This window comes from Anabaena sp. TISTR 8404, from assembly GCF_056847745.1.
Map to the genome: position 1 here is coordinate 1,205,155 of NZ_CP180578.1, position 22,802 is coordinate 1,227,956.

A 22,802-nucleotide genomic window follows, 5' to 3' on the forward strand; every position below is an offset into this window, starting at 1 on the left:
CAATATTACTTTATTTGCCAAAAATCTCTGAAAGATAAATCAGGAAAATGGTGAATTAATGGTGAAGCACTGCTATTAAGATGCACCTGACTAGGTTTAGGTGTTACCCATAGATAGTTTTATGAACAAAATACGTCTACTGTGGAAGAGCTGTTTGGTGGTCTTCGCCGCGATCGCAATTATATGTTGCGGTTGGTATAGCACACCAACAGCTCTAGCTAGTGAGTATAGTGAAACACCTGCTCCCATCTCTAGTGAGTATAATAATGACGCTTATACTGATAACTGCGATGGTATCGGATATCTCCCACCCTATACTCATGAGCAGTTAACCGATGCTGAAAAAAGAGGTCGTTGTACTTGGTACTTATGGACTGGTGGTAATGCCAAATACTATCGGGAAATAGCCAAGCGTACACACGGTGGTGTTGACTTACTCAAGTTGATTGACTCGAAGTTTCATGATGAGCGTTTGCAACGCTTTGGTGCAATTAACGACCCCGGATGTGAAAAAGCGACAGAACCAGATCAATACGGGTTGTTGTTGGATAAGTGTAAAGACCCGCTTTCTACTGGTGTGATTGGGTTACGTAAGTTCCCCAACCCAAATTTTGACCCAGCAAAATGGAACCCTGTCCAATACGCTAAGGATTCGGAAATTGAGCCGCCTTATCTGATTGGACAGTCTTGTGCTATTTGTCACGTAGCTTTAGATCCACTAAATCCACCTAAAGATAAAGAACACCCGCGATGGGAAAATCTTGTTCCAGCTTTGGGTAATCAGTACATTAAAGAAAGTGCATTATTTTCTACTAATCTTAGAGAAGATAGTTTTATCAAGCAAGTCTTGATGGCTCAGCGTCCTGGCACATCTGACACCTCACGGATTGCCACAGATCACATTAATAATCCTAATGCGATTAATGCGATTTTTAATTTAGGCGATCGCCCCACATATCCAGAGGTGATGAATGATGGTTCCATTAAAAATGTCAATCATATTCTCAAAGATGGTGCAGACTCCACAGGTGTAGCCAATGCTTCTTTGCGAGTCTACGTCAACATAGGGATGTGTGGTGACTATTGGTTAAGTCTCCACGAAGCTATGTTAGGCAGAACACCGCAACGTCCTTTTGATATTGAAACAGCCAGAAAGAATTGCGAAGGCTGGAGACAAACAGAAGCACGCATGGCCGATGCCGAAGCATTTCTCAAAACTATCAAACCGATGCACCTTAAAGATGCACCTGGTGGCGAAGCTTTCATCACCAAAGACGAAAAAGTTCTAGAACGCGGCAAGATAGTTTTTGCTGATACTTGTGCGAGTTGTCACTCCAGCAAGAAGCCATCTGCTGAAATTGCTGCTGACCCCGAACAAGCTAAAAAATGGTACGAAGAGTCTGTACTCAGTAGTAATTTCCTCGACCACAACATCTTATCTGATGACCAGCGCTATCCAGTCACACTAATTGGTACTAATATTGCCCGTGCTTTAGGAACCAATGCTACTAAAGGCCATATCTGGGATGAGTTCTCTTCTAAAACTTATAAAGAACTACCTTCTCCAGGTGAACTGACGCTGTATAATCCCTTCAACGAAGCTAAACCTATTAGTTTCCAAGTACCAGAAGGCGGCTTAGGATATTACCGCACACCTTCACTAATTAGTATTTGGGCAACAGCACCATTTCTCCATAACAACACTTTAGGTTTGTATAACGAAGATCCTTCTGTGAAAGGTCGTATAGAAGCCTACACTGATGCGATGGAAAAACTGCTTTGGCCAGAAAAACGTGAAAACATTATCAGCAGAACAGATCGCAAGACTAAATTAGACTTGCCTCCAGGAGATCCAAATCCGAGATTGCGGCTACCTGTACCTAAAGGTATGCCTGTAGACTTGTTGGCAAACGTCAATATGAGAGAGGCAATTACTTCTCTAAATCTTGGTAACTTATTCCAAGACTTAAGACCAGAAGGTGGCATCAAAGGTAAACTCGCCCGTGTGTTATTACGAGCGAATAAGTCTCCTGACTTCATTGAAGATAGGGGTCATACTTTTGGTTCCAATTTGTCAGATGATGACAAAAAAGCACTCATCGAGTTTGTGAAAACTTTCTAAACAAATCGACAGAATGCTTAGCATTTAACTAGTCGTTCCCAGGTGCAACTTGGGAACGATAAATATTTGTATTAAGAGTCAATAGTCAATGGTCAATAGTCAAGAGTTACTGGTTAAATAACTAATGACTAATAACAATAAATCAGGAGGATATAAATGCAATATTTACCAATTATTTATGTTCGCGGTTATGCAGGAACAGATAAAGATGTTGACCAAACTGTGAATGATCCATTTTATGGATTTAACAGTGGTTCAACTCATATTCGTGTGGGAGAACAAGGTACTCCAGAAAAGTTTTTTTTCGAGAGTCCGTTGTTGCGATTGATGACTGATCACGGTTATAGACCTGTATTTGATAATAAGCAGTTGAGCAGTAATATCAAAACTATTTGGATTTATCGGTTTTATGATATTACTTCACCTAGTTTTGGTGCTGACAACACAGTCAGACTGGAAATGGGGGAAATAGCCAAAGGTTTAAGAGACTTAATTAATGTAGTTAAACATGAAAGTGGAGCGAACAAAGTTTATTTAATTGCTCACTCAATGGGAGGTCTTGTTTGTCGCAGTTTGATTCAAAAAATTTATCCAGATAATGGAGAAAAAGCTGAAGATCATATTGATAAATTATTTACTTACGGCACACCGCATGGTGGTATTTATTTTCAAGTTGGTGGCGGCTTAATTGAAGGTGTCAGAGACACATTGCAATGGAATAACTCTGATGATTTTGGCCCCCAAAGAATGTATGAATATTTTACGCCAGAAAATCAACTCCAATTAATGCCTTCCCTACCGCCGAATTTTGACCCACAAAGTCTTGCGAATGCTTTTTCACCAGACCGCGTTTTTTGCATTATCGGTACGAATGCGCGTGATTATGAAAATGCTGCTGGCTTTGCACAAAAGGCTGTCGGGCCGCAAAGTGATGGTTTAGTTCAAATAGATAAGGCTTATGTCAGAGGAGCGCATCGAGCTTATATCCATCGGACTCATGGTGGCCGTTATGGGATGGTGAACTCGGAAGAAGCCTATCAAAATCTGCAACGCTTTTTGTTTGGTGATATCAAAGTAAAGCTGTCTCTGAGTGATGTAGAATTAAGCGATCGCCAAAATACTTTTTATCAAATGGAAGTCCGGGTGGCTTTGCGTGGTCTTCCTACCCCCATACACGAACAAGCCATTGACCGTTATTGTCCCATCACGGTGGAATTAATCAGGGATAAGCCTGTACCACTGTTTACGGCTTTCTTAATCCCACGCTATGCAGTTAATGCCGATAATACTTGTAGATATGCAATTCGTTTGGCGCTGCATTCTTTCACGAAAAAAGAAAGAGATTGGTTGTTTGATAGTCACATCGACCAGTTACCTTTGTGGTCTGATTATTTAATTGTTGATGTTACAGCAGAAGACGGTATATATAAAGCAAAATACTGTTGGAACTCTGAACAGTTAGAGCCAAATATTGAATTAACAGGTGGTAATATTTTGTTACCACAACGAGGTCAAGATGTTGTTGGTTCTAAAGCAGCAATCAAGTTGGAAATTTCGCAATGGCAATAAGTTGTTAAACGCAGAGGTACGCTGAGGTAGGCGCAGAGTTTTTAGGAGTGCATTAGACGGTAGGAGGGAGATTTTTTGATTTTTAGGAAACATTCTTGATTTTGCTGTAGTCAGTCATTAGTCATGGGTAATAAATTGCGAATGACTAATAACTAACTATTTTTTCTAGATTTTAATTAAGGTAAAGTTATGCAAAGCGATCGCAGAAAAACCGCTCTAATTACTGGTGCATCCGGTGGGATTGGCTATGAATTTGTTAAGTTATTTGCTCAAGATAAGTACAATTTGGTTTTAGTTGCTAGAAGTGAGCAAAAACTTATTCAAATTGCTGAGGAATTAAAAAGTAAGTTTGGGATTGATGTTAAAGTCATCGCTAAGGATTTAGCGAATCCTGCTGCACCAGAAGAAATTTTTTCTGAGTTACAACAAGCCTCAATTAAGGTTGATATTCTGATTAACAATGCGGGATTTGCCAGCTATGGTTTGTTTAACGAGACAGATTTGACTGCTGAATTGCAAATGCTGCAAGTCAATGTGGTGTGTCTCACCCATTTAACCAAGTTGTTCCTCAAGGACATGGTGAAGCAAGGTTATGGCAAAATTTTAAACCTAGCTTCGACTGCGGCTTTTCAACCAGGCCCTTTGATGGCGGTTTATTTTGCAAGTAAGGCTTATGTCTTATCATTGTCAGAAGCGATCGCTAATGAATTAGAAGGTACAGGTGTCTCTGTAACTGCTCTTTGTCCAGGGCCGACAGAATCAAATTTCCAAAAACGCGCGGCGATGGAAGACTCGAAACTTGTTAGCGGTCAAAAAATTATGGATGCGGAAACTGTCGCAAAAATCGGCTACGATGCTTTGTTCGATAATAAAACTGTCGTTGTTCCTGGTTTGAAAAATAAATTACTGACTGAATCTGTTAGATTCACTCCCAGAAAGCTGGTGACAAAAATTGTCAGAAGTATGCAAGAAAGCAAATAGTTATTGTAGGTTGGGTGCAGGCGCACGTATGATATTTGCGCCGTAACCCAACATTTTTTCACGCAGAGTCGCAGAGAGGATGAGAGGTGCTAGTTGTTAATTCCTCAGCACTCAGCACTTTTTTAGCATCAGGATTTACACTAATACACACTTGATTAAGTATGGTGTTAGGCTGAGGTATTCAAATCTACATAAATATCAAGTGTGTAAATTCTGCTGCCATGTCTAAATTAATATCAGCTTTATTAATTACAACTACTTTGTTATTAAGCGCCAGCCATGACTCTAACATTTCTCTAGCTGGAACCTGTGCTTCTAAGTGTGGCAAGGCTCCACTTCAATTTACACCAGGACAACGTATCCGTGTGGTAGTAGTTAACAGTACGCCGCGTGTGCTTAAACTACAAAAACCTTCGATTACTGACCCGATTTCCCTGAGTCCAGGACAAAACTTATATCTAGATCAGCTAGAAGGTACAGAACCAAACACATCTTTAATCTTTTGGGATGAAACGGGTAGGTCAATACAAGCTAATCTCTCTAAACCTAATTTAGCGACTTTGCGAGTAGAACTGCGTCCAACTGCGCGTGTTCCTGGCGATCGCTCGGTGTATATTCAAGATGATGGTAGGATAAATGTTTTGTAATCCTACATTATGATTCTGGAAGCAGTAATGCTCAATGTCAAAACTGGCACAGAGCAAAATTTTGAAAACGCTTTCCAACAAGCTTCACCTCTGATTGCATCAATGAATGGCTACATCTCCCATGAACTTCATAAATGTTTAGAAGTGAATGGAAAATATTTATTGTTGGTAAAATGGGAAACTTTAGAAGCACATACAATCGGCTTTAGAGGTTCGCCTGAATATCAGGAATGGAAACAACTTCTCCACCATTTTTACGAGCCGTTTCCGATAGTTGAACATTTTGAACCTATTTTATAAAGTAAGGTTTTGCTTGTATTAAAGGGTGTAAATACTTGAATTTACACCCTTTTAACTTTATTGCGATCGCATTTGTTATATAGGACTCATATTTGATTATTGAAAAAAATCAGTACACATCTAACTTTCCTCTTATCTGTTCTCCGTTCCCTGTTCCCTGTTCCCTAACTACACAAGGATTTTCAGTAATCAATTCGGATTCCTATATCAGAAGTCGCTAATATAGACTTTGCGATCACATTTGCTTTTATCGTGCTAGACCGACCTTTACCAGAACGTTCACAAATTCGCAGACGCTTACCTAATCAGCGTTGGCAAATTTACCCACAAAAAACAGATTTAGCTGAAAAACTGGCCATTTCTACTAATCTCTCTCCTATCATCAGCCAGTTATTAATCAATCGTGGTATTGAAACACCAGAACAAGCACAAGCATTTTTAGAGCCAGAATCGATAGTTTTACCTTCGCCTTTGGAAGAATTTCCCGATTTGGCGATGAGCGTGGAGTTGTTGCAAGAGGCGATCGCATCTCAAAGTAAAATCGCTATTTGTGGTGACTATGATGCAGATGGTATGACTAGCACTGCATTACTATTGCGGAGTCTCCGTGCTTTAGGCGCTCAGGTAGATTATGCTATCCCTAGTCGGATGCACGAAGGTTATGGTATCAACAAACGCATCGTCGAAGAATTTCACAGCGAAGGTGTCAAGCTGATTCTCACTGTCGATAATGGCATCTCTGCTTATGAACCTATCGCTAGAGCCAAAGAACTCGGATTAAATGTCATTGTCACCGACCACCACGATATTCCGCAACAATTACCCCCAGCCGATGCTATCCTCAACCCCAAACTCATCGCCGAATCTTCACCTTATCGCGGTGTGGCTGGTGTTGGTGTAGCTTATATTTTGGCAGTCTGTCTCGCACAACAGCTAGGCGAAACTAGAGGCTTAATTCAGCCCATGCTAGAATTATTCACTCTGGGAACTATTGCAGATTTAGCTCCGTTAACTGGTGTGAATCGCCGTTGGGTAAAACGTGGATTAAAGCATCTGCCCAAGTCTAGATTACCTGGTGTGCAAGCATTAATTCAAATCGCAGGAGTACAAGCGAAGGAAGCAGGTAATTCTTCCCCACTTCCCACTCCCCACTCCCCACTCCCCACTCCCAAATCCCTCAAACCAGAGGATATCGGTTTTCGTCTTGGCCCCCGGATTAATGCTGTTGGTCGCATTGGTGATCCTCAGACTGTGATTGATTTGCTGACTACTGATGATATGGGAGTTGCACTGACAAGAGCAATGCAGTGCGAGCAAACAAACACCAGCCGTCAGCAAATGTGTGAGGAAATTGAACAAGAAGCGATCGCTTACGTAGAATCAGAATTCATTGCCTCTTTACCGCAAGACCGTGTATTAGTTGTTGTACAACCTGAGTGGCATCATGGAGTGATTGGTATTGTCGCCTCGCGGTTGGTGGAACGCTACGGTGTGCCTGTATTCATCGGTACGTATGAAGATGAAGGACACATACGCGGTTCCGCACGGGGAATTCCTGAGTTTCATGTGTTTGAAGCTTTGGAATACTGTCGAGATTTGTTAGGTAAGTTTGGCGGACACAAAGCGGCAGGTGGATTTTCTTTACCAGTAGAAAATTTAGAATTGGTGCGATCGCGTTTAATTGATTTTGCTAATCAGTATTTAGAACCGCAACACCTCAAGCCACTCCTGAAAATTGACGCTCAAGCTAATTTTAATCAAATCAATCAGCAGCTTTTCCAACAACTAAATGCGCTGCATCCTTGCGGTATCGATAACCCCGACCCAGTTTTTTGGACACCGAATGTCCAAGTCATAGAACAGCAAATTGTGGGTAAGGGTCATATTAAGGTGACACTAGCTCAAACTATTGATGATCAGCAATATACAATTAAGGCGATCGCTTGGCGTTGGCGTGATTACTTCCCCTTACCACTGCGAGTTGATGTGGCTTACAAGTTACGCGAAAACACTTTTAATGGTGACACTACTATTGAGTTAGAGTTACTAGGAGTGAGATTAACAAACACATCCACTCAAATTTTTTACACTTCCCCACCTAACTCACTCAGAACCACTTTTGAGTACAAGCAACGTCAGTACATTTGTGGTATCTACCAAAACAATTCTTTACCAGAACTTAGAATTAAAAATCCTGAAGGTAAAATTTTAGTTATGTACCCAGAACGCACAATCGGTTTGTTGGGAACCAGTCGTGAAGAGGCTATAGAAGTTGATATATCTCAACCACAGTATGATTCCATTATCCAAGCCGCCTTGCAAGCATTATCATACATACAGCAGTGAACAGGGAATAGGGGACAGGGAACAGGGTTGCAAGTTCCTTAGAATATTATTTTTTGGGAAAATTTGTACCTTATTTACCCAACATCTGCTGTAAATGCTGAGTAATGAATACTGATTTTTCACTCAGCACTCAGCACTCAGCACTCAGTACTTCTACAGGTTGCCGTTGCGAAAAGCCAGGACAAAAATTACAGCTGGGCCAGCAATGACAATTAATGCAACAGAAAGCAGTTGGAAAATAACTTCCCAGTTGATGCTGGTGAAAGTGCTAATAATACCGTCTAACATTTTTTCTCTTTCCTCCCAATTGTCTTAAAAAGTTCGATAATCAATCAGTTGCAAAACCCGCAATTGATCATATCCGGCAACGGTACGTGATTTTTAATTTACTTAACAAAATTATAGGAAAAAACACAAAATGGCAAACTGGCAATGTGTCAAGCAATGTGGAGCCTGCTGTAATCTCGACCCAGCCGACCGTCCCGATTTAGACGAATATCTCTCGCCAGAGGAGTTAGAACTTTACCTGAGTATGGTAGGTGAAGGTGGATGGTGTATTAATTTCGACCATAATACAAGAGAATGCCGTATTTATCCTAACCGTCCGCGTTTCTGCCGGGTAGAACCAGAGGCATTTCAAGATATGTATGGTATTGAACCCGAAGAACTCAATGATTTTGCGATAGATTGCTGTCGCCAACAGATTGAAGGGGTATATGGCGATCGCTCTTTAGAAATGCTGCGCTTCGACAAAGCCGTTGGCTTATAGCAGTCGGACAGAATGACACCTCGGTTAGTGAATTGGCTACCAAAACGGCTACCAAACAACTAACCAAAAACCAATGAAACGAAACAAACGAGGTTCTGTAGGAATTGAAGTAAACCAGAATAAGTTACGTCTAAGACTCCCACGCACAATAGCCGATGTTAACGCTCGGTATATCTTTACAGGGTTGGACGACACACCAGAAAACCGACGCAAGGCACAGATAAAAGCCTGGGAAATAGAGGAAGATATTCAACAAAACAGACTGGACACAACACTTACTAAGTATAAGTTTCAACAACAGTCTGTTATTGTCACTAAACTAAAAACTGTACCTGACATACGTGAGCTATGGTCTGCTTACTGTGAATACCGTAGACCTTTGGTAGCAACGACCACGTTTATCCAGAAGTATTGCGGTTACTTTGCCAACCACATTAATAAGTTACCGTCGCACAACCTCAGTGATGCGGCTGATATCAGGCATTACCTTGTAACGACGCTACCAAATGACGCTGCAAAGAGAGTGTTAGAACAGCTAAACGCTTGTGTTGAGTGGGCTGTTGACACAGGTTTAGTTGAAAGCAACCCATTTAAGGGTATGTCCAACAAACTGAGGCGCAGTTGGAACAGCGAAAACATCGACCCGTTCAGCCGCAGTGAACGTGATGTCATCATCCAAGCATACCAAGAACACCCCGTATACAACCACTACGCGCCGTTTATACAGTTTCTATTCATGACTGGTTGTCGCCCCGGTGAGGCTGTTGCGTTGCGTTGGTGTAATGTATCGTCAGATAGCATTCTATTCTGTGAGGCATACTCAGCTAGGTACAAGCTGGTAAAGGACACGAAGACACACAAACCACGCCGCTTTCCATGCAACATTGTGTTGGCTGAGTTGTTGCAAAACATTAAGAAAAATGAGAATAAACCTGAGTCACTGGTGTTTGTCACAAAACATCAGGGAAAACAAATAAACAACGACACTATACCCATAGCTTTGGGTTGGAAGCTTATTGTGAACGGTCTGGTTAAAGAAGGCAAGGTGCAACGATACAGACCACCATATACCTGTCGTTCAACATTCATCACGTTAGGTCTCGAAGCTGGGTTAACTATTCCTCAGATAGCTAAGTTGGTAGGAAATTCCCCAGCCATAATACTTAAACACTACGCAGGTAACGCTGTGGCAGACGTGCCTGTGTTCTGAGGCATTCGACTTTTAGCATTACTCGACAAACAATATAGTCTCTCATCTATGACAAACGCTGTAATGACAGTTTGTCGTGTCGTCATTTTAAGACCACTCATCAATGTCGCGGTTACAGGAAATAACGTACACCACAAAAGGTAATACGTGAATGAAAACTAACAAACGTAATATCCAAATAACTGTAAGACTGACCCGTGATGAACAAGAGGTATACACCAAACTAGCCGCCCAGTCAGGCACAACGTTAGCTGACCAGGGAAAACGCACCTTATTTCCTAACAAAAACTAATAAGGATTTCAAAATCATTTTCATAAGTGCAAAACTTGACCAAAATATAAATAGAACAAATCGATTTTTTTGCTAACAAGTAAATTAGCTTATCGCTAATGAAATAACTCTTGTTTAAAGATAAATTAGCTAACTATTCAGCTATAAATAAGTAAGCTTACCCTTAAAAATAAGCAACAATCTTAACCAAATTATTGACAAGCTAGTTTACGCTAAAGCTAAAACTCTTTCTAAATAGTTATTATCCATTGCTGCCAAAAACTGTTTATTTTTGATTCCCCGCTTCACACGTTTCTCTTTACCTAAAAGATTTACTGCTATCTGCCGCATCACTGCAAAATTTTGTGGAGCATTATCTTTCCTAATCCGGCAGTCATCTTCTTTTAAAGCTACATCTAATACCCAATGTAACGAATTTTCTATGCCCCAATGACTGCGAACACAATTAGCAAATTTTTTCGCATCATTCTCAAGACTGCTAATATAATAACGAGTCTCCACTGTTGTTTTACCATCTATTTGTCGAACAGACTCTACCATCCCAACACTTTTTAAGTTTGACCAAACTGAATCTGGGTCAAGCTGAGATTCAATTCCAGATAACATCACATAATTGCGGATTTCATCACGACCATGCCCCGTTTCTTCTGTTTTATATGTGCTATGGTGAAGCCCTTCAAACCCTGTGCTTATTCCTGTTCTTAATAGTTCTTCTACTAACTCATATAGATTACCCTGATTCTTTTTTAAGGTGATTACATAATCTGCGTTTTGTTGCGTAATTAACTTCACAATTTCTTTTTGGCAACCGATTGCATCAATTGTCACGATACAACCATTCAACTCTAAAACATTCAGTAGTTCTGGGATAGCTGTAATTTCATTAGATGCTTCGTTTACTTTTACCTGTCCCAACACTAATTTATTCGTAGTTGCCCATGCACTTACCATTTGAATCGCACTCTGACCACTACTTTTATCATAAGAACCACATAAAGTTTTACCGTCAATTGCTACAACTTCACCATTTGTTATCTTCTGAGTTGATTTTATCCAGTTTAAGAAACATGACTGAAATTGCTGTGGATTCAATTGTGCAAACACTCTTGCAAATGTATCGTGTGATGGTATTCCGTTTGGTAACTCCAAAAATGTTTTTAACCACTCATACTTTGTGCAGCCATACAATTCTATTGCCACCCAACTATCTGCTCCACAGATTACTGCACAAATCGCAATTGTCAAAATATCAATTAGCTTATGTAATCTTGTGCGGTCTACTCTTGGATCTGACATCTGTGCAAAATGGTCAGCTATTGTGATTTTGGGCTTGAGCTTCATCCAAACGTCAGTGTAGCGTGCTTTTTTTCTTGAGGATACTTTTTGACAATACCATACCGAGTTTATGTTCTGTATCCCTACTCTCTTCTCAACCGATCAGTTCTTATTGTTACTGATGGCTTACGGTTGTACTTCCAAGCCTCTTCTTTCGTTCTGTGCATCAATATTTAGATGCGTTTGCCCTGGTTAGCTGACCTGTTCCGTATCAGTCTCACCTCCCAATACTCCAGCCAAATAGAAAGTTTAAAGAGTGAGGTGGAAAGATGAACCACCTACAGAACATTGTTGAGACTGACGTAACTATTCAGGTTAACAACCGTGACACTGAAGTTTGGAAACCCATCCCTGGTTATGAGGGTAAATACGAAGTCTCAAATATGGGGCGTGTAGCATCACTCAACTATGCACGTCAAAAGAAACGCCAACTTTTGAAGCAACGCTCAGAGCGAGGTTATCTAAAAGTCACTTTATACAACAAACACCACTCTAAACAGTGGAAGGTTCATCAACTTGTTTTACTAGCTTTTGTTGGTGAACGTGCAAAACATCTGGTGTGCGACCACATCAACCGAGTAAAAACAGATAACAGACTGTTCAACTTGCGGTACGTGAGTAGGGCTGAGAACGCAAGAAATACCGAACGTTATCTACACAAACAAAGAACCCATCAGAAGCAACCAACTTCTAACGGGTTAACAACAATTCTAAACACAACAACAACCAACAACGCCACTTGTAATAAGGGGGTCATATAGTTATGTTGAACAACACATCTATTATAACGCAACCCCTCAAAATAGCAACAGATAGTGAGTGGCATTCACCTGACAATAGTTGGTTAGCCACAACATTTACCGTTGTAGGTTGGCTTAAATGGCGTTTCATATTTGTCGATGAAACTGTTAGTGATGAATGCAAAAATACACTGATTAAATGGTCAAATAATAACGATGTAATACTTGACTTTGTGTCAATGACAGACTCAACTAACCTGTTGGATAAAGTGGTTGCAACTGTTGACCCAACCGGAGTTTATAAGAGTATTAGACTGATAATGTTCTACTCTCCAAAAGATATTGAATACTCACTTGGTTGGGACATTTTTAAACCGTTGTTATTGAGTGGAGGTATTCAACAAAAACGAAACATTTCAACACCACAACCAGTTAAGCTAGAGTTAGACGGTAAACATTACAGCGTTAGCATCAAGGACATGAAGGGATGGACACCAGGAAGCTTAAAGGGTTTGGCTGAAGCTGTCGGCTTGGAGATGCCATCAAAGAACGAGATGGATGAATATAAAACACGTATGCGTGACGGTTTGGATATGCGTGACGGTTTGGAGGTATTACCAACCACGTTTGCAGCGTACACTATTGGCGATGTTGACATACTTAACGACATCTACGATGCTTTTGTTGAGTTGGTGCGATGGGTACAACATGACATCATAGGTATCCCAGTAGACGACTGCTTTACAGGTGATAATATCCCAATGACCACAGGCGCATTAGTCGCCGCTACTTTGGATAAGTGGATATACACTCAACACCCTAACAAGAACCTACTTAAGTTTGCGATGCGTAAGCTTGGGTTGTTAGAAACAGCATCACCTGACTATAAATTTTCACTGGCAGCTTACATCGGCACAACCCAACGCTACCGAGATGTTGAAACGTTGGTTAATGATATAGCAAACTGGGAGTTAAACCCAAAGGATGAACGTCACAAACTACTGAACCAATACATTCGAGGGTCGTTTAAATACCTCGCCCATAGTCAGTCGGGTGTTGAATACTTCAGCAAGATAACAGGTGATACAGCAGCGTTTAACGCGTTGGTTCAAGGTGGTCGATGCAACAACGAACGACCATCTGAATACCTTTGTCACGTTGGGGCGGACATTGACCTAGCATCATGTTATGGTTCAGCGTTACGTGAGTTTATCTATCCGTTAGGGTTGCCGACTGTTTGGGGTTTTAAACCAAACCAACCCCGCGTCACACTACGACAATGGCTGAAACGTAATGAGAGTGAGTTAGTAGATAACCTGTGGACGGTGACAGTTAGTGGTGACTTATCCTTTACCCAAGACCTCATTTACAGCAAACTCGTCACACAAACCCAGATAAACCGCGCAGGTTTAGGCGACTGGGATAAAACAACCAACGACCCAGACCGAGATGATGACTTGTCACACATCCCAGGTGAGTTTGCCCTCATCCGTAAACAGATACGCAACGGAATAATAACCAGTGATGTGTTGCGAGTAATACGGGCTGTAGCAACTGACAACGAAGTAAAGCAACTACTAGACTTAGAGGTTGTTAGCGGCGTTGCGTACCTAAACTCTGACCGTGTTGATAGTGTTGACCAGTGGGTTAATATAGTGGTTGCTGATAAAGGTCAACTGTATAACCGTGATGGTAAACACGGTCACTCACGCGATACACGTACACGATGTTGGGTTGGCTTACCGTTGGAACACTTCATCGGTAAGTTGGTCAACGAACGCAACAAACTAAAGAAACTTAAAAAGAGTGAGTCTGCGACAGAGGACGAACGAACCCAAGCCGACGCTAAACAAGCGGCGTTAAAGCTGTTTGTCAACACAACCTATGGAGTTATAGCGTCACCATACTTTAGTGTAGGTAATACAGTCGTTGCCAACAACATCACGGCACGGGCTAGGGTTGGGGCGTGGATGCTCAACAAAGCCTTACATACCCGTCAGTCGATAACCGATGGTGGGATGTATTCACTGTTGTCTGTACCTGTTCTACGTGACAACGCCAAACTACCAGGTTTGGCGGTGTTGAGCGATAACACTCAATGGAAGGACGCACGTTTTACCCGTGTTTTAGAACCGTTAGCAGGTATCAACTGGGAAAGTGTATTTAGTAACGATGAGGGTGAGTTGAAACAACTCGACCAGTTAGCAACCCAACACATTAACAACTTCTGGCAACGCTACGGGTTGTCACTTCCATTTGCTATCGAACACAAACTAGAGAACACGTTTACAGTTGCAGCTTACATTAACAAGGCTCACTATCTACTCGTCACCAGACACGGGAATGAGGTGTACAAGATACGGGGAGCTAGGGAATATAAGGACAGCGACCTACGTAAACACCCAACCTTTGCAATACTAAAGAATATAGTCGATAACTGCGACACCTTCCCCGATGACCTGAGTTATCATCATCGCTCGTTAATGAAGGTTGGCAAGTGGTTGGAGGTTCAAAGTTGCAACGGCTATGAACACCTAAAAGACCACCGACCAGGAGATGAGATAATAGAGGAAAGGACGGCACGGTATAACAACATTCATATCTTCTATAACACGGTTGCTGAATACGAGAAACGCAACAAACGTAAAGTATTCGAGCGTGGTGAAAGTGTCGAGTTTTTCGAGCGTTACGGGGAAGATGGTTGGTCAAAGGTACACGCTCAGATGTTGCTCGATAGTTTAGCTGCTGGTAAAACCAAGGGTAATAAACACGCGGTTAAACGTACAGCGTAAGTCTACGTACACCATCGTTATATATAGAACCTCATTAGCGTTTGGCTTGTGGGGTTTCTTATTGACATTATTCTCAACTATTTTACTGTACCGGATACCCTTGTTTTTCAAAAGTAGGGGGGGCGGTACAGTATAAGAATGGCTCAACCATGCGGGTTTCAAAAACCATCCTCCCTATATGGGGATAGGAGCAGACCCCACGATAGCGGCTCAAAACCAACCCAACGTCATCTACGTATGTTTGTTAGGGTCAACTCTATCTGACGATGGTGGGTTATCTGTACGAATTGTTAAAGACTTGTGAATGTTCAGTGGCTCTTGGCGTGTTGCCAGTGAGTAGAATAGCAGCGCCCTAGCTAAATGGCTTAGTGAACGTTTCATCAGCCAGTTTGTTGATAACTCTCGTGCGTTTAGCTGTGCCTCAATGTGGTGAATGAGTTTGTGCAACTGTGTTGCTACCTCAGCATCAGTCAGTGGAGTCTGTGTCTGTTGGTCGTCCATGTTGTATACCCTAGACGTACCACAACAATACTACGAACACATCTCTAGTTGTCAACTACATCACTATAAACAACAACGACGCTGGCATATATCGCGCCAACGTCGCTATTGGTGTGTTAGTGTATGGTGTGCTTGGTTATCTTTATATAACTAGTATAACTAATTATGATAACAATACCAACCCATTGTGACACTTAGGACAACTGGCACACTACACCATACCAACCATACACCAACCAACACATTAGGCTGGTAGATATGACGGCTGAAACCGTTGCAGCGTCTAGTTTTCTGTGTGGGATATTGCACGCGATATTTCAGTGGTTCTAGTGTTTATATCAGGCGCGTCATCCCCCCGTCGCCGCATACCCTAACGCTGTGCCGAACAACAGACGGCACGTGGTGTGCGTGTGAACGAGCGATACAACTGGTTAGGGCTGACTATATACAGTGTCCAAACGGTTTGGTACAACTAAAACATCGAAGGGCAGACAACCACTTCACATCACTGCCCCAAAGGAAATTTGCAACCATGACAATTATTAATACCCTGAAACAACAAGCATCTGACCTTGGTTTAACCCGTGAATACGTTTCGACATTCGGTAAGCTGTCAGCAAAAGCAACATGGCAGTCAGCTATCGATGCACACCTAGCTGCAACCGCACCGTCGCAACCAGTTGATGATGTTCAGCCTAGTGATGAACCTGAACAACCCCAACCATTACCCACGTCACAACCAACACCAACAAACCACGCTGAACCGATGCTGCTGTTGTTGACACTCATCATCACCATCGCTGAACAACTCATTGCCACTATCACACCAGTCATCACATACCTGTACACCACAACAACCAACCACATAAAACATCAGCGAGAAATACGCCGACGTAGACATCAGTGGTATGCCGAGTTGCGCCAACTGATGACAGCGTAAAGTCTTTTCCACACCACCACTATGGGGTAGCAAATAGGTATCAAGACGTGGCGACAACGCCGATACCCTACCCCCTAAGAACCAACACCACTAAACCAACGAACACATATATATGGCTGAAATAACAATGCTCATCGCTTTAGTATTTATCATCGCGTATTACTACAACTGGTAAAAACTCACAGCGACACTAAAGCCAACCCATAATGACGGTTGACTCTCTCCAAACACCTACACATCACAAAACAGTAGTTTCGAGACAGGTACACATCGCACCATGACAGCCACACTTACAGTTTATGAAGCCGAGGTAGTGATACCTGATAACCTGCCTACCCCAACACTCATCACCACAGAACGAGTTATTGAGTTGTGGTTGGTTGGTCTGAGTAGAACAACACGCGAACAATACAGCCGTGACATCCGCCAGTTTAGAACGTTCGCCAAACTGGATGACTTTCGTGCCATCTCACCTATGACGTTCATTGCCTATGCTCAACACCTAGAACAGTCGTATGCTGTCGCCACGATACGCCGTAAGTTAGCATCGCTGTCTAGTTTCTGCTCGTTCGCTGTCCGTTTGGGTTTCATCACAGCCAACCCAATGGCTGCTGTCCGTAAGCCGAAAGCATCAACAACGTTAGCAGGTAAGACTCTAACCCAGCAAAACGTATTCAGGATGTTGGATAGAACCGATGACCTGCGAAACCGTTGTCTGTTGAAGGTGTTGTACAGTCTAGGGTTGCGTGTCAGTGAGGCTGTTGGTTTACGCTGGTCTGACTTTACCGAGGTCAACACCATAAAAACAACCGTCAGCGTGTTGGGTAAAGGTGGCAAGTATCGTACATTGGTTGTGCCTCAGTCGGTATGGTCTGAGTTGACCGAGTTGAGAACAACCCAACAACACAACGGACAGAATGACTACGTGTTTCAGTCATACAGCAACCGTCACCGTAAGCAGTCAGGTAAACAACTCGACCGTTGCAACGCATCCAAGATAGTTAAAGCCTGTGCCGTAGCTGTTGGTTTACCGTCGTCAGTGTCGGCTCACTTTCTACGCCATGCCTGTGCCAGTCACAGCCTCGCTAATGGTGCGAGTATTCAACTGGTAAAGGAAAGCCTCGGTCATGCCAACATCGCTACAACAAACTGGTATCTGGAGGCTGACCCAAACGACTGTGCATCACTGTACCTTAATGTTTAACTGTTATCGTCTCCAGCGTTTACAGCAACCGTTCCATTCTCAGCCAACCATTCCTCAACTATCTGGGTTAATAACGTTGCCATAGTGACGTTACGCGACAAAGCTTCTAACCGCAAACGGTTGCGTAGACTGGCTGGGAAGTTTTTAACAACAAGTTGCTCAGGTGTCTTAGACATAACAGTTATATAAGTTATACTGGTTATACCAAGGCAATATGGTTGCCTCGTTAACCTAGACTAACAGTTAAGCTATGCCATCAGAAACCGATAGCAACAGCATCGTTAAGCCTCAGCAACAGAACGCTAAGGTTAAGCGTCGCCAACGTCAACTAGTTGCACCGCCATCAAGTAACGGTGATGGACGCAAGACAGTTAACCTGAGTGTTTCAGTTTCCCCGAACACTCAGACAGTCACATCTATGCCGTTATATTCAGTGTTCGCTACATCTCCCATCGCTGACGAGTTGTTTATGAAAGTCAGCAAGTCTGTATGTATTAGCCTGACCACTAAACAGGCTTACAACACAAACATCAATGGGTATTTGTGCAACCTATGAATAACCCTAACAACACTCCTAATACTGTCGTTTATCGTGACGACATGATGATAGATGACCAAACCGTGACACTGACTGACACCACAACAACCGCAGCAGGTAACACTACAACCATCATCTATGAAGCCCCAACCACCGACTACGCAAACTATTTAGAGAGGCATGTTGGCAAACAATGAAAGCTGATAACTCACCTACTCTACTGGTGTTGATAGCTGTTGGTGTTGCTGGTTGGTTGTACCTCTACAACGCCGACCAGCGTCAACAATGCCAACGTGTTGAGGCTGAATACAAAGCCTATCAGAACGCTATCAAGGACGCACGACCATGACTGACGCTCACAAACACGATGCGATAGTTATTGACCTACCTGATAACACTTACCAACGACCAGTTGAGCCACACGTCAGTAGTAGACAGTGGTTGTCTCTGTTCTTTAACTCTCTGTTGGTCTGCTACACAACGGCTTTCTGTGTTCAGGTGTTGACATTCATACCGCTAACTTTACCAGCGTTGGCTCAACTACCCAAGGTTGCAGCCGTCATTATTATTGGTGTTGGTGCGTGGTTGTCATGGCAACGTCATAACGGTTTACATGGTCATCAACTACCAGCGTTAACACTTGCGTTTGCTATTGGTCTACTTGTTGGTTTATGACAACCCCACAATACCCAACATCACATATACGCCTACTGTATCGACTGCTGACAACTACTGGTGTATGCGCCACGTTAACAGCAGTCGTTTCTCTTGTTGGTTTACCTCACGCTCTCAGTCAACAACGTGGTCTGAGTAAGGCTGTCGTTCTAGCGTCAGGGTTGTGTATGGCAGAAGTCAGCCGTCGTCTGTCACTCACGCGGTTAGAGTTAGCTGACGTGACTGCTGACCTAGATATACTTGACCGACGTGAAAACATAGCGTGGTATCAGCGTGTTATTAATGGCGTTCAACAAGTGACAGTCAAATACAACCAACGTTGGCTTGACGAGAACATCATTACTGACCCTGTGACCTACTGGCTCAACACTGGTAAGAACGGTCTGCCACTAAAACATCTACTTGTTGTAGGTGGTACAGGCGATGGTAAGTCAACACTCATACAGGCGTTTGCGTCACGGCTGGTAGGTTGGCAGTTTCAGGTCTACGATGTTGACGGAACAGTAGACGACTGGTTGTTTGTTGAACCAGCCCAACGAGTGTATGACCTGACAGCTATTGAGTCAGCCATGAACGCTGACCTAGATGTTTTGGAACAACGCATACTCAGCAGACGTGAGGCTGGTAAACGATGGACGGATACACCACGGCTAACCATAGCTGAGGAGTTGCCAGCGTTGGTTTCATCGTCTGACACAGCAGCTAACTGGGTTGTTGGTCATGCCAAACGTGGACGTAAACCGTTGTGTTTTATAGCTGCCATCGCCCAGAACGACACCGTAAAAAACCTGGGGTTAGAGGGTGATGCTGACCTACGTGATAGCTGTTTTACACGGGTATACCTGGGCAGTAAGGCACGAGAACGGGCGCGTAAACTAGGTAATGACGTGTTGTTGGCGTGGTTGGAAACGTTTCCACACGGGCGTTTTATCGTAGATGACAAGCCGTGTGAGTGGGTTGTTAACAACTCCCAACCACTGATGGACAATTCCCAAACTGGCACACTACTACAGTCATCACTTCCGCACAGCTTACCAACACAACACGATACCAACACGCTGAAAACCTCGGAAGCCGCACAGGAAATAGGTGGAAGTGGTTTTTCATCATCGGTTCGGGATGCTAAAAACGCTGTGACTGATGCCCGTCAGCGTGGTTGTAGCGATACGCACATCATTACTGAGGTTCTAGGTTTCAGTGGTAGACGGTTCCAGGAGGGCAAACGACTGCTGGCGATGCTGGAAACCGACGAGTAACTGTGTTATGATATGCTGTAACAGCAATTCAAATAAGGGATAGAGCCTATGCCTAGAGGTGGTTTCAGGGTTGGAGCCGGACGGAAGGCGGGTACACCAGCCAGCAACCGAAAGTATACAGATGTTGCTGATACTAAGGTTGTCCGTGTGCCTGTTGGTTTTGATGAGGTTGCCGCAGTCGCTAACATTGAGCAATTGCGCGTGTTAGTTGAGACGTGGCAAGCACAGGCTGAGGAGGCTGCACGGGTCAGCAAGACTGGTACAACACCAAGAACGTATGACAAAGCGTTGGTGTTATTGGAGGAATTAAAACAGATGCTTCCGCAAAGTCAGTTGGAACAGTAGACAACACCACTGGCTACGAGTTAGGCTACTCTGAAGCCTGATATTAACTGAGGTGTTACGCTGTCGTGTCGCATTACTGTGTTGCTGTCGCCAACAGTTTGAAGGGGTATATGGCGATCGCAGTTTAGAAATGTTGCGTTTTGACAAAGCTGTAGGGATTTAAACTTATGTGAAGTTGATTCTAATCCGAAACATTATTTTAATGCTGCTTCCCACCAACTTTGCAAGACCACAAAATTATGAAAATGTTGCTTATGGCTGTAAACAGGGAATCCTAACAATAGAATGTTTGTTTCTTCCAGTTTCACATTTATTGGTTATGACACAGCCGAATCTATTAGAACTAGCTAAACAGGGAAATGTACAGGCAATTGCATCTTTGATGAACCGCCAATTACAAAGTAAAGGCATCAATGCGAAAGTTGCCCTTAAAGACGCTTGCTTGCAGGTGATGCTGGAATCTAATCAAGTACCAGATCAACAAGCCTTAGTTGGGTTTGTTCGCAAAGGTATAGCTGGCTTAGGTGCTACATCTTTTGAGAGAGTTAAAGTTTATGGACGGCAGATAGGTGAAGAGTTTCCAGCGTGGAATGTAGATTTTGAGGTAGTAGTACAAGCTAAAGCTAGTTCTTCAGTAACTTCTTCTATTAACACTTATCCAAGCTTCTCCAGCGAGCAGAGCCAACAATTGGAGCAACCTTCAAGTACTCCAAAAAAACAAAAACCTAGTAATAAATATTACGAAATAGAAGGTAGTAATGGTCAAATTCGTTTAACTCCTAATCGTGTAATCATTTCCAGGAAAGGAACAACAGCATTTATGACTCAAGGGCTTAAAGGTGATAAAGAAATTCCTATAAGCCGAATTACAGCTATACAATTTAAGTGCGCTGATGCTTTAACAAAAGGATACTTACAGCTTTCTATCCAGGGGAGTATTGAATCAAAAGGTGGAGTATTTGCGGCAGTAACAGATGAAAATACTATTTTGTTCACTGATTTAGAGCAACCTGAATTTGAAGAAATAAAGAGATATATTAATAGTGTAATAGATGCTGAACCTATTGATTTTGATGAACTTAGATTTTTAGAACTTAAAAAAAATAAAATAACAAAAATTATAGAACAAAAAGAAGTTACCCAAAAAGTAACAGCCTCTAATAAATTACTTGCCAAAAAAGTAATTAAGCCGCTACTTGTTATGTTGATTATTTCCTTTATTGGTATGTCTTTTAGCTCTGTTGATTCTGCTCTCAAAAATTTGTCTGTATTAACATTTATAATAAGTGGCGGATTGTTAATTATAGCTGGGATTGTAATTATAGATGAGCGGGGTGTAAAACAATATTAAAATTCATACTTGGTAAATATTTTAGAGGTCATCCAAAGAAGTTGGACAGAACGTTATGGGAAGACTGAAGTTTTAGAAAACAATTCTTCGCATACTTGAGATGGAAATCCCAACTTCAAACAAATTATTTATTGAAAAACTTCTATAACTCGCAGATTTCCCGCAAATAAGGTGGTCTGGGTGTGAGTATTCTAACCAGTGCAGCGTCAGCAGTCCAAAACTCAGCAGATGTCATCTCGGCACAAGCGAGAAATGCTGCATCATAAAGAGTTGATAATTGGTATTGTTCCGCAATTTCCCAACTTTTTAACCGAATTGCTTCTTCTTCAAGATAATCAATCGGAAGTTCGCAGAAGTCTTCAAAAAAACCTAATGCTTCCTCTGCGGTGATCAATCCCATCCGTGTTTTCTTGCGTAATACTGAGCCAACCTCTGCCCAAGCAAAAGCAGGTGCTACTAAGTGTATATTCAAACTTAAAGCCTCTGCTATTAGGGCGATCGCTTGTGCTTGATAAACTTCTGGGACAAGGTAGGGAATCCAAACACTGGTATCTATACACAAAACTCTAGTCACGTCGCCCCTGATCCTCTCTGAGACTGCGAATCAAATCTGTAGAGGCTGGTTGTACACCAGTTTTAGCTTTGATCATTTCGCTGCGGGCAAGAATTCTTTGATGTGCAGCCCATCCGCGCCTGCGTTTTACCTCTCGTTCTAAAGCCTCAACAATTAAATCATTAAACGATTCTCGATCATCTTTGAGTTTTCTGGCTTTAGCAAGTAGTTCAGAGGGAAAACGGATTGTTAAAGCTTCACGTTCCATAACATTCGTTGCAACCAATTAATGGTATCAGTCATTGTAACTATTTTATTCTCGCTAATATTCACGCA

Annotated in this window: 28 protein-coding genes and 1 pseudogene; 22 read left to right on the forward strand and 7 right to left on the reverse strand. The window is 42.4% G+C overall.

Annotation, left to right across the window (positions count from 1 at the left end; all coding sequences use genetic code 11):
• The first annotated feature begins 121 nt into the window (after nucleotides 1-121).
• The 6 genes from ACMX3D_RS05105 to ACMX3D_RS05130 all read left to right on the forward strand — a co-directional run bounded on the left by ACMX3D_RS05105 (nucleotide 122) and on the right by ACMX3D_RS05130 (nucleotide 7,965).
• Nucleotides 122-2,122 carry a hypothetical protein gene (locus ACMX3D_RS05105; protein ID WP_482750373.1) on the forward strand — a complete coding sequence of 667 codons (2,001 nt, stop codon included), beginning with the start codon at nucleotides 122-124 and terminating at the stop codon, nucleotides 2,120-2,122.
• A 156-nt stretch (nucleotides 2,123-2,278) separates the two neighbouring features.
• Nucleotides 2,279-3,691 (forward strand): PGAP1-like alpha/beta domain-containing protein, encoded by a 1,413-nt coding sequence (locus ACMX3D_RS05110; RefSeq protein ID WP_482750374.1) that lies wholly within the window; start codon nucleotides 2,279-2,281, stop codon nucleotides 3,689-3,691.
• Nucleotides 3,692-3,880: 189 nt separating this feature from the next.
• A complete protein-coding gene (locus ACMX3D_RS05115; RefSeq protein WP_482750375.1) occupies nucleotides 3,881-4,672 on the forward strand; it encodes an SDR family NAD(P)-dependent oxidoreductase in 792 nt (263 codons plus the stop codon).
• A gap of 221 nt (nucleotides 4,673-4,893) precedes the next feature.
• The gene (locus ACMX3D_RS05120) at nucleotides 4,894-5,319 is read left to right on the forward strand and encodes a hypothetical protein (RefSeq protein WP_482750376.1); all 426 of its coding nucleotides are present in this window, start codon (nucleotides 4,894-4,896) and stop codon (nucleotides 5,317-5,319) included.
• Between the two features lie 9 nt (nucleotides 5,320-5,328).
• Nucleotides 5,329-5,619, forward strand: coding sequence for an antibiotic biosynthesis monooxygenase family protein (locus ACMX3D_RS05125; RefSeq protein ID WP_482750377.1), 291 nt, complete (start codon nucleotides 5,329-5,331; stop codon nucleotides 5,617-5,619).
• A 252-nt stretch (nucleotides 5,620-5,871) separates the two neighbouring features.
• Entirely contained in the window at nucleotides 5,872-7,965 is a 2,094-nt protein-coding gene (locus tag ACMX3D_RS05130) for a single-stranded-DNA-specific exonuclease RecJ (RefSeq protein ID WP_482750378.1), read from the forward strand.
• A 153-nt stretch (nucleotides 7,966-8,118) separates the two neighbouring features.
• On the opposite strand, the gene psb30 is transcribed toward ACMX3D_RS05130, so the two are convergent.
• A complete protein-coding gene (gene psb30 / locus ACMX3D_RS05135) occupies nucleotides 8,119-8,253 on the reverse strand; it encodes a photosystem II reaction center protein Ycf12/Psb30 (protein WP_062296431.1) in 135 nt (44 codons plus the stop codon).
• A gap of 130 nt (nucleotides 8,254-8,383) precedes the next feature.
• Between psb30 and ACMX3D_RS05140 the strand changes: the two genes are divergently transcribed.
• The 3 genes from ACMX3D_RS05140 (at nucleotide 8,384) to ACMX3D_RS05150 (ending at nucleotide 10,236) form a co-directional block, all read left to right on the forward strand.
• Nucleotides 8,384-8,734, forward strand: coding sequence for a YkgJ family cysteine cluster protein (locus tag ACMX3D_RS05140; RefSeq protein WP_482750379.1), 351 nt, complete (start codon nucleotides 8,384-8,386; stop codon nucleotides 8,732-8,734).
• Between the two features lie 73 nt (nucleotides 8,735-8,807).
• Nucleotides 8,808-9,944, forward strand: a complete 1,137-nt coding sequence (locus ACMX3D_RS05145) for a tyrosine-type recombinase/integrase (protein WP_482750380.1) — start codon at nucleotides 8,808-8,810, stop codon at nucleotides 9,942-9,944.
• 151 nt (nucleotides 9,945-10,095) lie between these two features.
• Entirely contained in the window at nucleotides 10,096-10,236 is a 141-nt protein-coding gene (locus tag ACMX3D_RS05150) for a hypothetical protein (RefSeq protein ID WP_482750381.1), read from the forward strand.
• Nucleotides 10,237-10,443: 207 nt separating this feature from the next.
• Here the strand turns inward: ACMX3D_RS05150 and ACMX3D_RS05155 are convergent, their stop codons facing one another.
• Nucleotides 10,444-11,577: an ISAs1 family transposase gene (locus tag ACMX3D_RS05155; protein ID WP_482747696.1), complete on the reverse strand. Its 1,134-nt coding sequence runs from the start codon at nucleotides 11,575-11,577 to the stop codon at nucleotides 10,444-10,446.
• Nucleotides 11,578-11,840: 263 nt separating this feature from the next.
• Here ACMX3D_RS05155 and ACMX3D_RS05160 point away from each other — a divergent pair, with 263 nt between their 5' ends.
• Both ACMX3D_RS05160 and ACMX3D_RS05165 read left to right on the forward strand, forming a co-directional pair.
• Nucleotides 11,841-12,332: an NUMOD4 domain-containing protein gene (locus ACMX3D_RS05160; protein WP_482750382.1), complete on the forward strand. Its 492-nt coding sequence runs from the start codon at nucleotides 11,841-11,843 to the stop codon at nucleotides 12,330-12,332.
• Nucleotides 12,333-12,334: 2 nt separating this feature from the next.
• The gene (locus ACMX3D_RS05165) at nucleotides 12,335-15,103 is read left to right on the forward strand and encodes a DNA polymerase domain-containing protein (RefSeq protein WP_482750383.1); all 2,769 of its coding nucleotides are present in this window, start codon (nucleotides 12,335-12,337) and stop codon (nucleotides 15,101-15,103) included.
• A gap of 231 nt (nucleotides 15,104-15,334) precedes the next feature.
• Here the strand turns inward: ACMX3D_RS05165 and ACMX3D_RS05170 are convergent, their stop codons facing one another.
• Nucleotides 15,335-15,604 (reverse strand): hypothetical protein, encoded by a 270-nt coding sequence (locus ACMX3D_RS05170; RefSeq protein ID WP_482750384.1) that lies wholly within the window; start codon nucleotides 15,602-15,604, stop codon nucleotides 15,335-15,337.
• On the opposite strand from ACMX3D_RS05170, the gene ACMX3D_RS05175 reads away from it, so the two are divergent.
• Together ACMX3D_RS05175 and ACMX3D_RS05180 are read left to right on the forward strand one after the other, a co-directional pair.
• On the forward strand, nucleotides 15,603-15,758 hold the full coding sequence (locus ACMX3D_RS05175) for a hypothetical protein (RefSeq protein ID WP_482750385.1): 156 nt from the start codon (nucleotides 15,603-15,605) through the stop codon (nucleotides 15,756-15,758). The genes ACMX3D_RS05170 and ACMX3D_RS05175 overlap by 2 nt on opposite strands.
• Before the next feature lie 378 nt (nucleotides 15,759-16,136).
• The gene (locus ACMX3D_RS05180; protein ID WP_482750386.1) at nucleotides 16,137-16,544 is read left to right on the forward strand and encodes a hypothetical protein; all 408 of its coding nucleotides are present in this window, start codon (nucleotides 16,137-16,139) and stop codon (nucleotides 16,542-16,544) included.
• A gap of 297 nt (nucleotides 16,545-16,841) precedes the next feature.
• Here the strand turns inward: ACMX3D_RS05180 and ACMX3D_RS05185 are convergent, their stop codons facing one another.
• A complete protein-coding gene (locus ACMX3D_RS05185) occupies nucleotides 16,842-17,030 on the reverse strand; it encodes a hypothetical protein (protein WP_482752465.1) in 189 nt (62 codons plus the stop codon).
• Here ACMX3D_RS05185 and ACMX3D_RS05190 point away from each other — a divergent pair.
• The gene (locus tag ACMX3D_RS05190) at nucleotides 16,966-17,748 is read left to right on the forward strand and encodes a tyrosine-type recombinase/integrase (protein WP_482752279.1); all 783 of its coding nucleotides are present in this window, start codon (nucleotides 16,966-16,968) and stop codon (nucleotides 17,746-17,748) included. The genes ACMX3D_RS05185 and ACMX3D_RS05190 overlap by 65 nt on opposite strands.
• On the opposite strand, the gene ACMX3D_RS05195 is transcribed toward ACMX3D_RS05190, so the two are convergent.
• The gene (locus tag ACMX3D_RS05195; RefSeq protein WP_482750387.1) at nucleotides 17,745-17,924 is read right to left on the reverse strand and encodes a hypothetical protein; all 180 of its coding nucleotides are present in this window, start codon (nucleotides 17,922-17,924) and stop codon (nucleotides 17,745-17,747) included. The two genes, ACMX3D_RS05190 and ACMX3D_RS05195, sit on opposite strands and share 4 nt — an antisense overlap.
• Nucleotides 17,925-17,998: 74 nt before the next feature.
• Between ACMX3D_RS05195 and ACMX3D_RS05200 the strand changes: the two genes are divergently transcribed.
• The 8 genes and pseudogenes from ACMX3D_RS05200 (at nucleotide 17,999) to ACMX3D_RS05235 (ending at nucleotide 21,913) form a co-directional block, all read left to right on the forward strand.
• Entirely contained in the window at nucleotides 17,999-18,304 is a 306-nt protein-coding gene (locus ACMX3D_RS05200; RefSeq protein ID WP_482750388.1) for a hypothetical protein, read from the forward strand.
• A complete protein-coding gene (locus ACMX3D_RS05205; RefSeq protein WP_482750389.1) occupies nucleotides 18,301-18,483 on the forward strand; it encodes a hypothetical protein in 183 nt (60 codons plus the stop codon). The genes ACMX3D_RS05200 and ACMX3D_RS05205 overlap by 4 nt, the downstream gene beginning before the upstream one ends.
• Nucleotides 18,480-18,635: a hypothetical protein gene (locus tag ACMX3D_RS05210; RefSeq protein WP_482750390.1), complete on the forward strand. Its 156-nt coding sequence runs from the start codon at nucleotides 18,480-18,482 to the stop codon at nucleotides 18,633-18,635. The genes ACMX3D_RS05205 and ACMX3D_RS05210 overlap by 4 nt, the downstream gene beginning before the upstream one ends.
• Nucleotides 18,632-18,961, forward strand: a complete 330-nt coding sequence (locus ACMX3D_RS05215; RefSeq protein WP_482750391.1) for a hypothetical protein — start codon at nucleotides 18,632-18,634, stop codon at nucleotides 18,959-18,961. Before ACMX3D_RS05210 ends, ACMX3D_RS05215 begins: the two co-directional genes overlap by 4 nt.
• Complete coding sequence (locus ACMX3D_RS05220) at nucleotides 18,958-20,217, forward strand: hypothetical protein (RefSeq protein WP_482750392.1); 1,260 nt, start codon at nucleotides 18,958-18,960, stop codon at nucleotides 20,215-20,217. Before ACMX3D_RS05215 ends, ACMX3D_RS05220 begins: the two co-directional genes overlap by 4 nt.
• 48 nt (nucleotides 20,218-20,265) lie before the next feature.
• The gene (locus tag ACMX3D_RS05225) at nucleotides 20,266-20,562 is read left to right on the forward strand and encodes a hypothetical protein (RefSeq protein ID WP_482750393.1); all 297 of its coding nucleotides are present in this window, start codon (nucleotides 20,266-20,268) and stop codon (nucleotides 20,560-20,562) included.
• Between the two features lie 82 nt (nucleotides 20,563-20,644).
• Nucleotides 20,645-20,725 (forward strand): annotated as a pseudogene (locus tag ACMX3D_RS05230) (YkgJ family cysteine cluster protein); the annotation flags it as partial.
• Between the two features lie 39 nt (nucleotides 20,726-20,764).
• On the forward strand, nucleotides 20,765-21,913 hold the full coding sequence (locus tag ACMX3D_RS05235) for a DUF4429 domain-containing protein (RefSeq protein ID WP_482750394.1): 1,149 nt from the start codon (nucleotides 20,765-20,767) through the stop codon (nucleotides 21,911-21,913).
• A gap of 142 nt (nucleotides 21,914-22,055) precedes the next feature.
• Here ACMX3D_RS05235 and ACMX3D_RS05240 read toward each other — a convergent pair whose 3' ends face one another.
• Both ACMX3D_RS05240 and ACMX3D_RS05245 read right to left on the reverse strand, forming a co-directional pair.
• Entirely contained in the window at nucleotides 22,056-22,487 is a 432-nt protein-coding gene (locus ACMX3D_RS05240; protein ID WP_482750395.1) for a type II toxin-antitoxin system VapC family toxin, read from the reverse strand.
• Entirely contained in the window at nucleotides 22,480-22,734 is a 255-nt protein-coding gene (locus ACMX3D_RS05245; RefSeq protein ID WP_482750396.1) for a YlcI/YnfO family protein, read from the reverse strand. The genes ACMX3D_RS05240 and ACMX3D_RS05245 overlap by 8 nt, the downstream gene beginning before the upstream one ends.
• Between the last annotated feature and the right edge of the window lie 68 nt (nucleotides 22,735-22,802).

Coding starts and splice junctions, on each gene's coding strand:
- ACMX3D_RS05200 (WP_482750388.1), top strand. CDS start 17,999: ATGCCATCAGAAACCGATAGCAACAGCATCGTTAAGCCTCAGCAACAG.
- ACMX3D_RS05205 (WP_482750389.1), top strand. CDS start 18,301: ATGAATAACCCTAACAACACTCCTAATACTGTCGTTTATCGTGACGAC.
- ACMX3D_RS05225 (WP_482750393.1), top strand. CDS start 20,266: ATGCCTAGAGGTGGTTTCAGGGTTGGAGCCGGACGGAAGGCGGGTACA.
- ACMX3D_RS05180 (WP_482750386.1), top strand. CDS start 16,137: ATGACAATTATTAATACCCTGAAACAACAAGCATCTGACCTTGGTTTA.
- ACMX3D_RS05245 (WP_482750396.1), bottom strand. CDS start 22,734: ATGGAACGTGAAGCTTTAACAATCCGTTTTCCCTCTGAACTACTTGCT.
- psb30 (WP_062296431.1), bottom strand. CDS start 8,253: ATGTTAGACGGTATTATTAGCACTTTCACCAGCATCAACTGGGAAGTT.
- ACMX3D_RS05105 (WP_482750373.1), top strand. CDS start 122: ATGAACAAAATACGTCTACTGTGGAAGAGCTGTTTGGTGGTCTTCGCC.
- ACMX3D_RS05175 (WP_482750385.1), top strand. CDS start 15,603: ATGTTGTATACCCTAGACGTACCACAACAATACTACGAACACATCTCT.
- ACMX3D_RS05210 (WP_482750390.1), top strand. CDS start 18,480: ATGAAAGCTGATAACTCACCTACTCTACTGGTGTTGATAGCTGTTGGT.
- ACMX3D_RS05170 (WP_482750384.1), bottom strand. CDS start 15,604: ATGGACGACCAACAGACACAGACTCCACTGACTGATGCTGAGGTAGCA.
- ACMX3D_RS05155 (WP_482747696.1), bottom strand. CDS start 11,577: ATGAAGCTCAAGCCCAAAATCACAATAGCTGACCATTTTGCACAGATG.
- ACMX3D_RS05125 (WP_482750377.1), top strand. CDS start 5,329: ATGATTCTGGAAGCAGTAATGCTCAATGTCAAAACTGGCACAGAGCAA.
- ACMX3D_RS05145 (WP_482750380.1), top strand. CDS start 8,808: ATGAAACGAAACAAACGAGGTTCTGTAGGAATTGAAGTAAACCAGAAT.
- ACMX3D_RS05115 (WP_482750375.1), top strand. CDS start 3,881: ATGCAAAGCGATCGCAGAAAAACCGCTCTAATTACTGGTGCATCCGGT.
- ACMX3D_RS05150 (WP_482750381.1), top strand. CDS start 10,096: ATGAAAACTAACAAACGTAATATCCAAATAACTGTAAGACTGACCCGT.
- ACMX3D_RS05120 (WP_482750376.1), top strand. CDS start 4,894: ATGTCTAAATTAATATCAGCTTTATTAATTACAACTACTTTGTTATTA.
- ACMX3D_RS05235 (WP_482750394.1), top strand. CDS start 20,765: ATGCTGCTTCCCACCAACTTTGCAAGACCACAAAATTATGAAAATGTT.
- ACMX3D_RS05110 (WP_482750374.1), top strand. CDS start 2,279: ATGCAATATTTACCAATTATTTATGTTCGCGGTTATGCAGGAACAGAT.
- ACMX3D_RS05165 (WP_482750383.1), top strand. CDS start 12,335: ATGTTGAACAACACATCTATTATAACGCAACCCCTCAAAATAGCAACA.
- ACMX3D_RS05220 (WP_482750392.1), top strand. CDS start 18,958: ATGACAACCCCACAATACCCAACATCACATATACGCCTACTGTATCGA.
- ACMX3D_RS05195 (WP_482750387.1), bottom strand. CDS start 17,924: ATGTCTAAGACACCTGAGCAACTTGTTGTTAAAAACTTCCCAGCCAGT.
- ACMX3D_RS05140 (WP_482750379.1), top strand. CDS start 8,384: ATGGCAAACTGGCAATGTGTCAAGCAATGTGGAGCCTGCTGTAATCTC.
- ACMX3D_RS05215 (WP_482750391.1), top strand. CDS start 18,632: ATGACTGACGCTCACAAACACGATGCGATAGTTATTGACCTACCTGAT.
- ACMX3D_RS05160 (WP_482750382.1), top strand. CDS start 11,841: ATGAACCACCTACAGAACATTGTTGAGACTGACGTAACTATTCAGGTT.
- ACMX3D_RS05185 (WP_482752465.1), bottom strand. CDS start 17,030: ATGAACGTCATAGGTGAGATGGCACGAAAGTCATCCAGTTTGGCGAAC.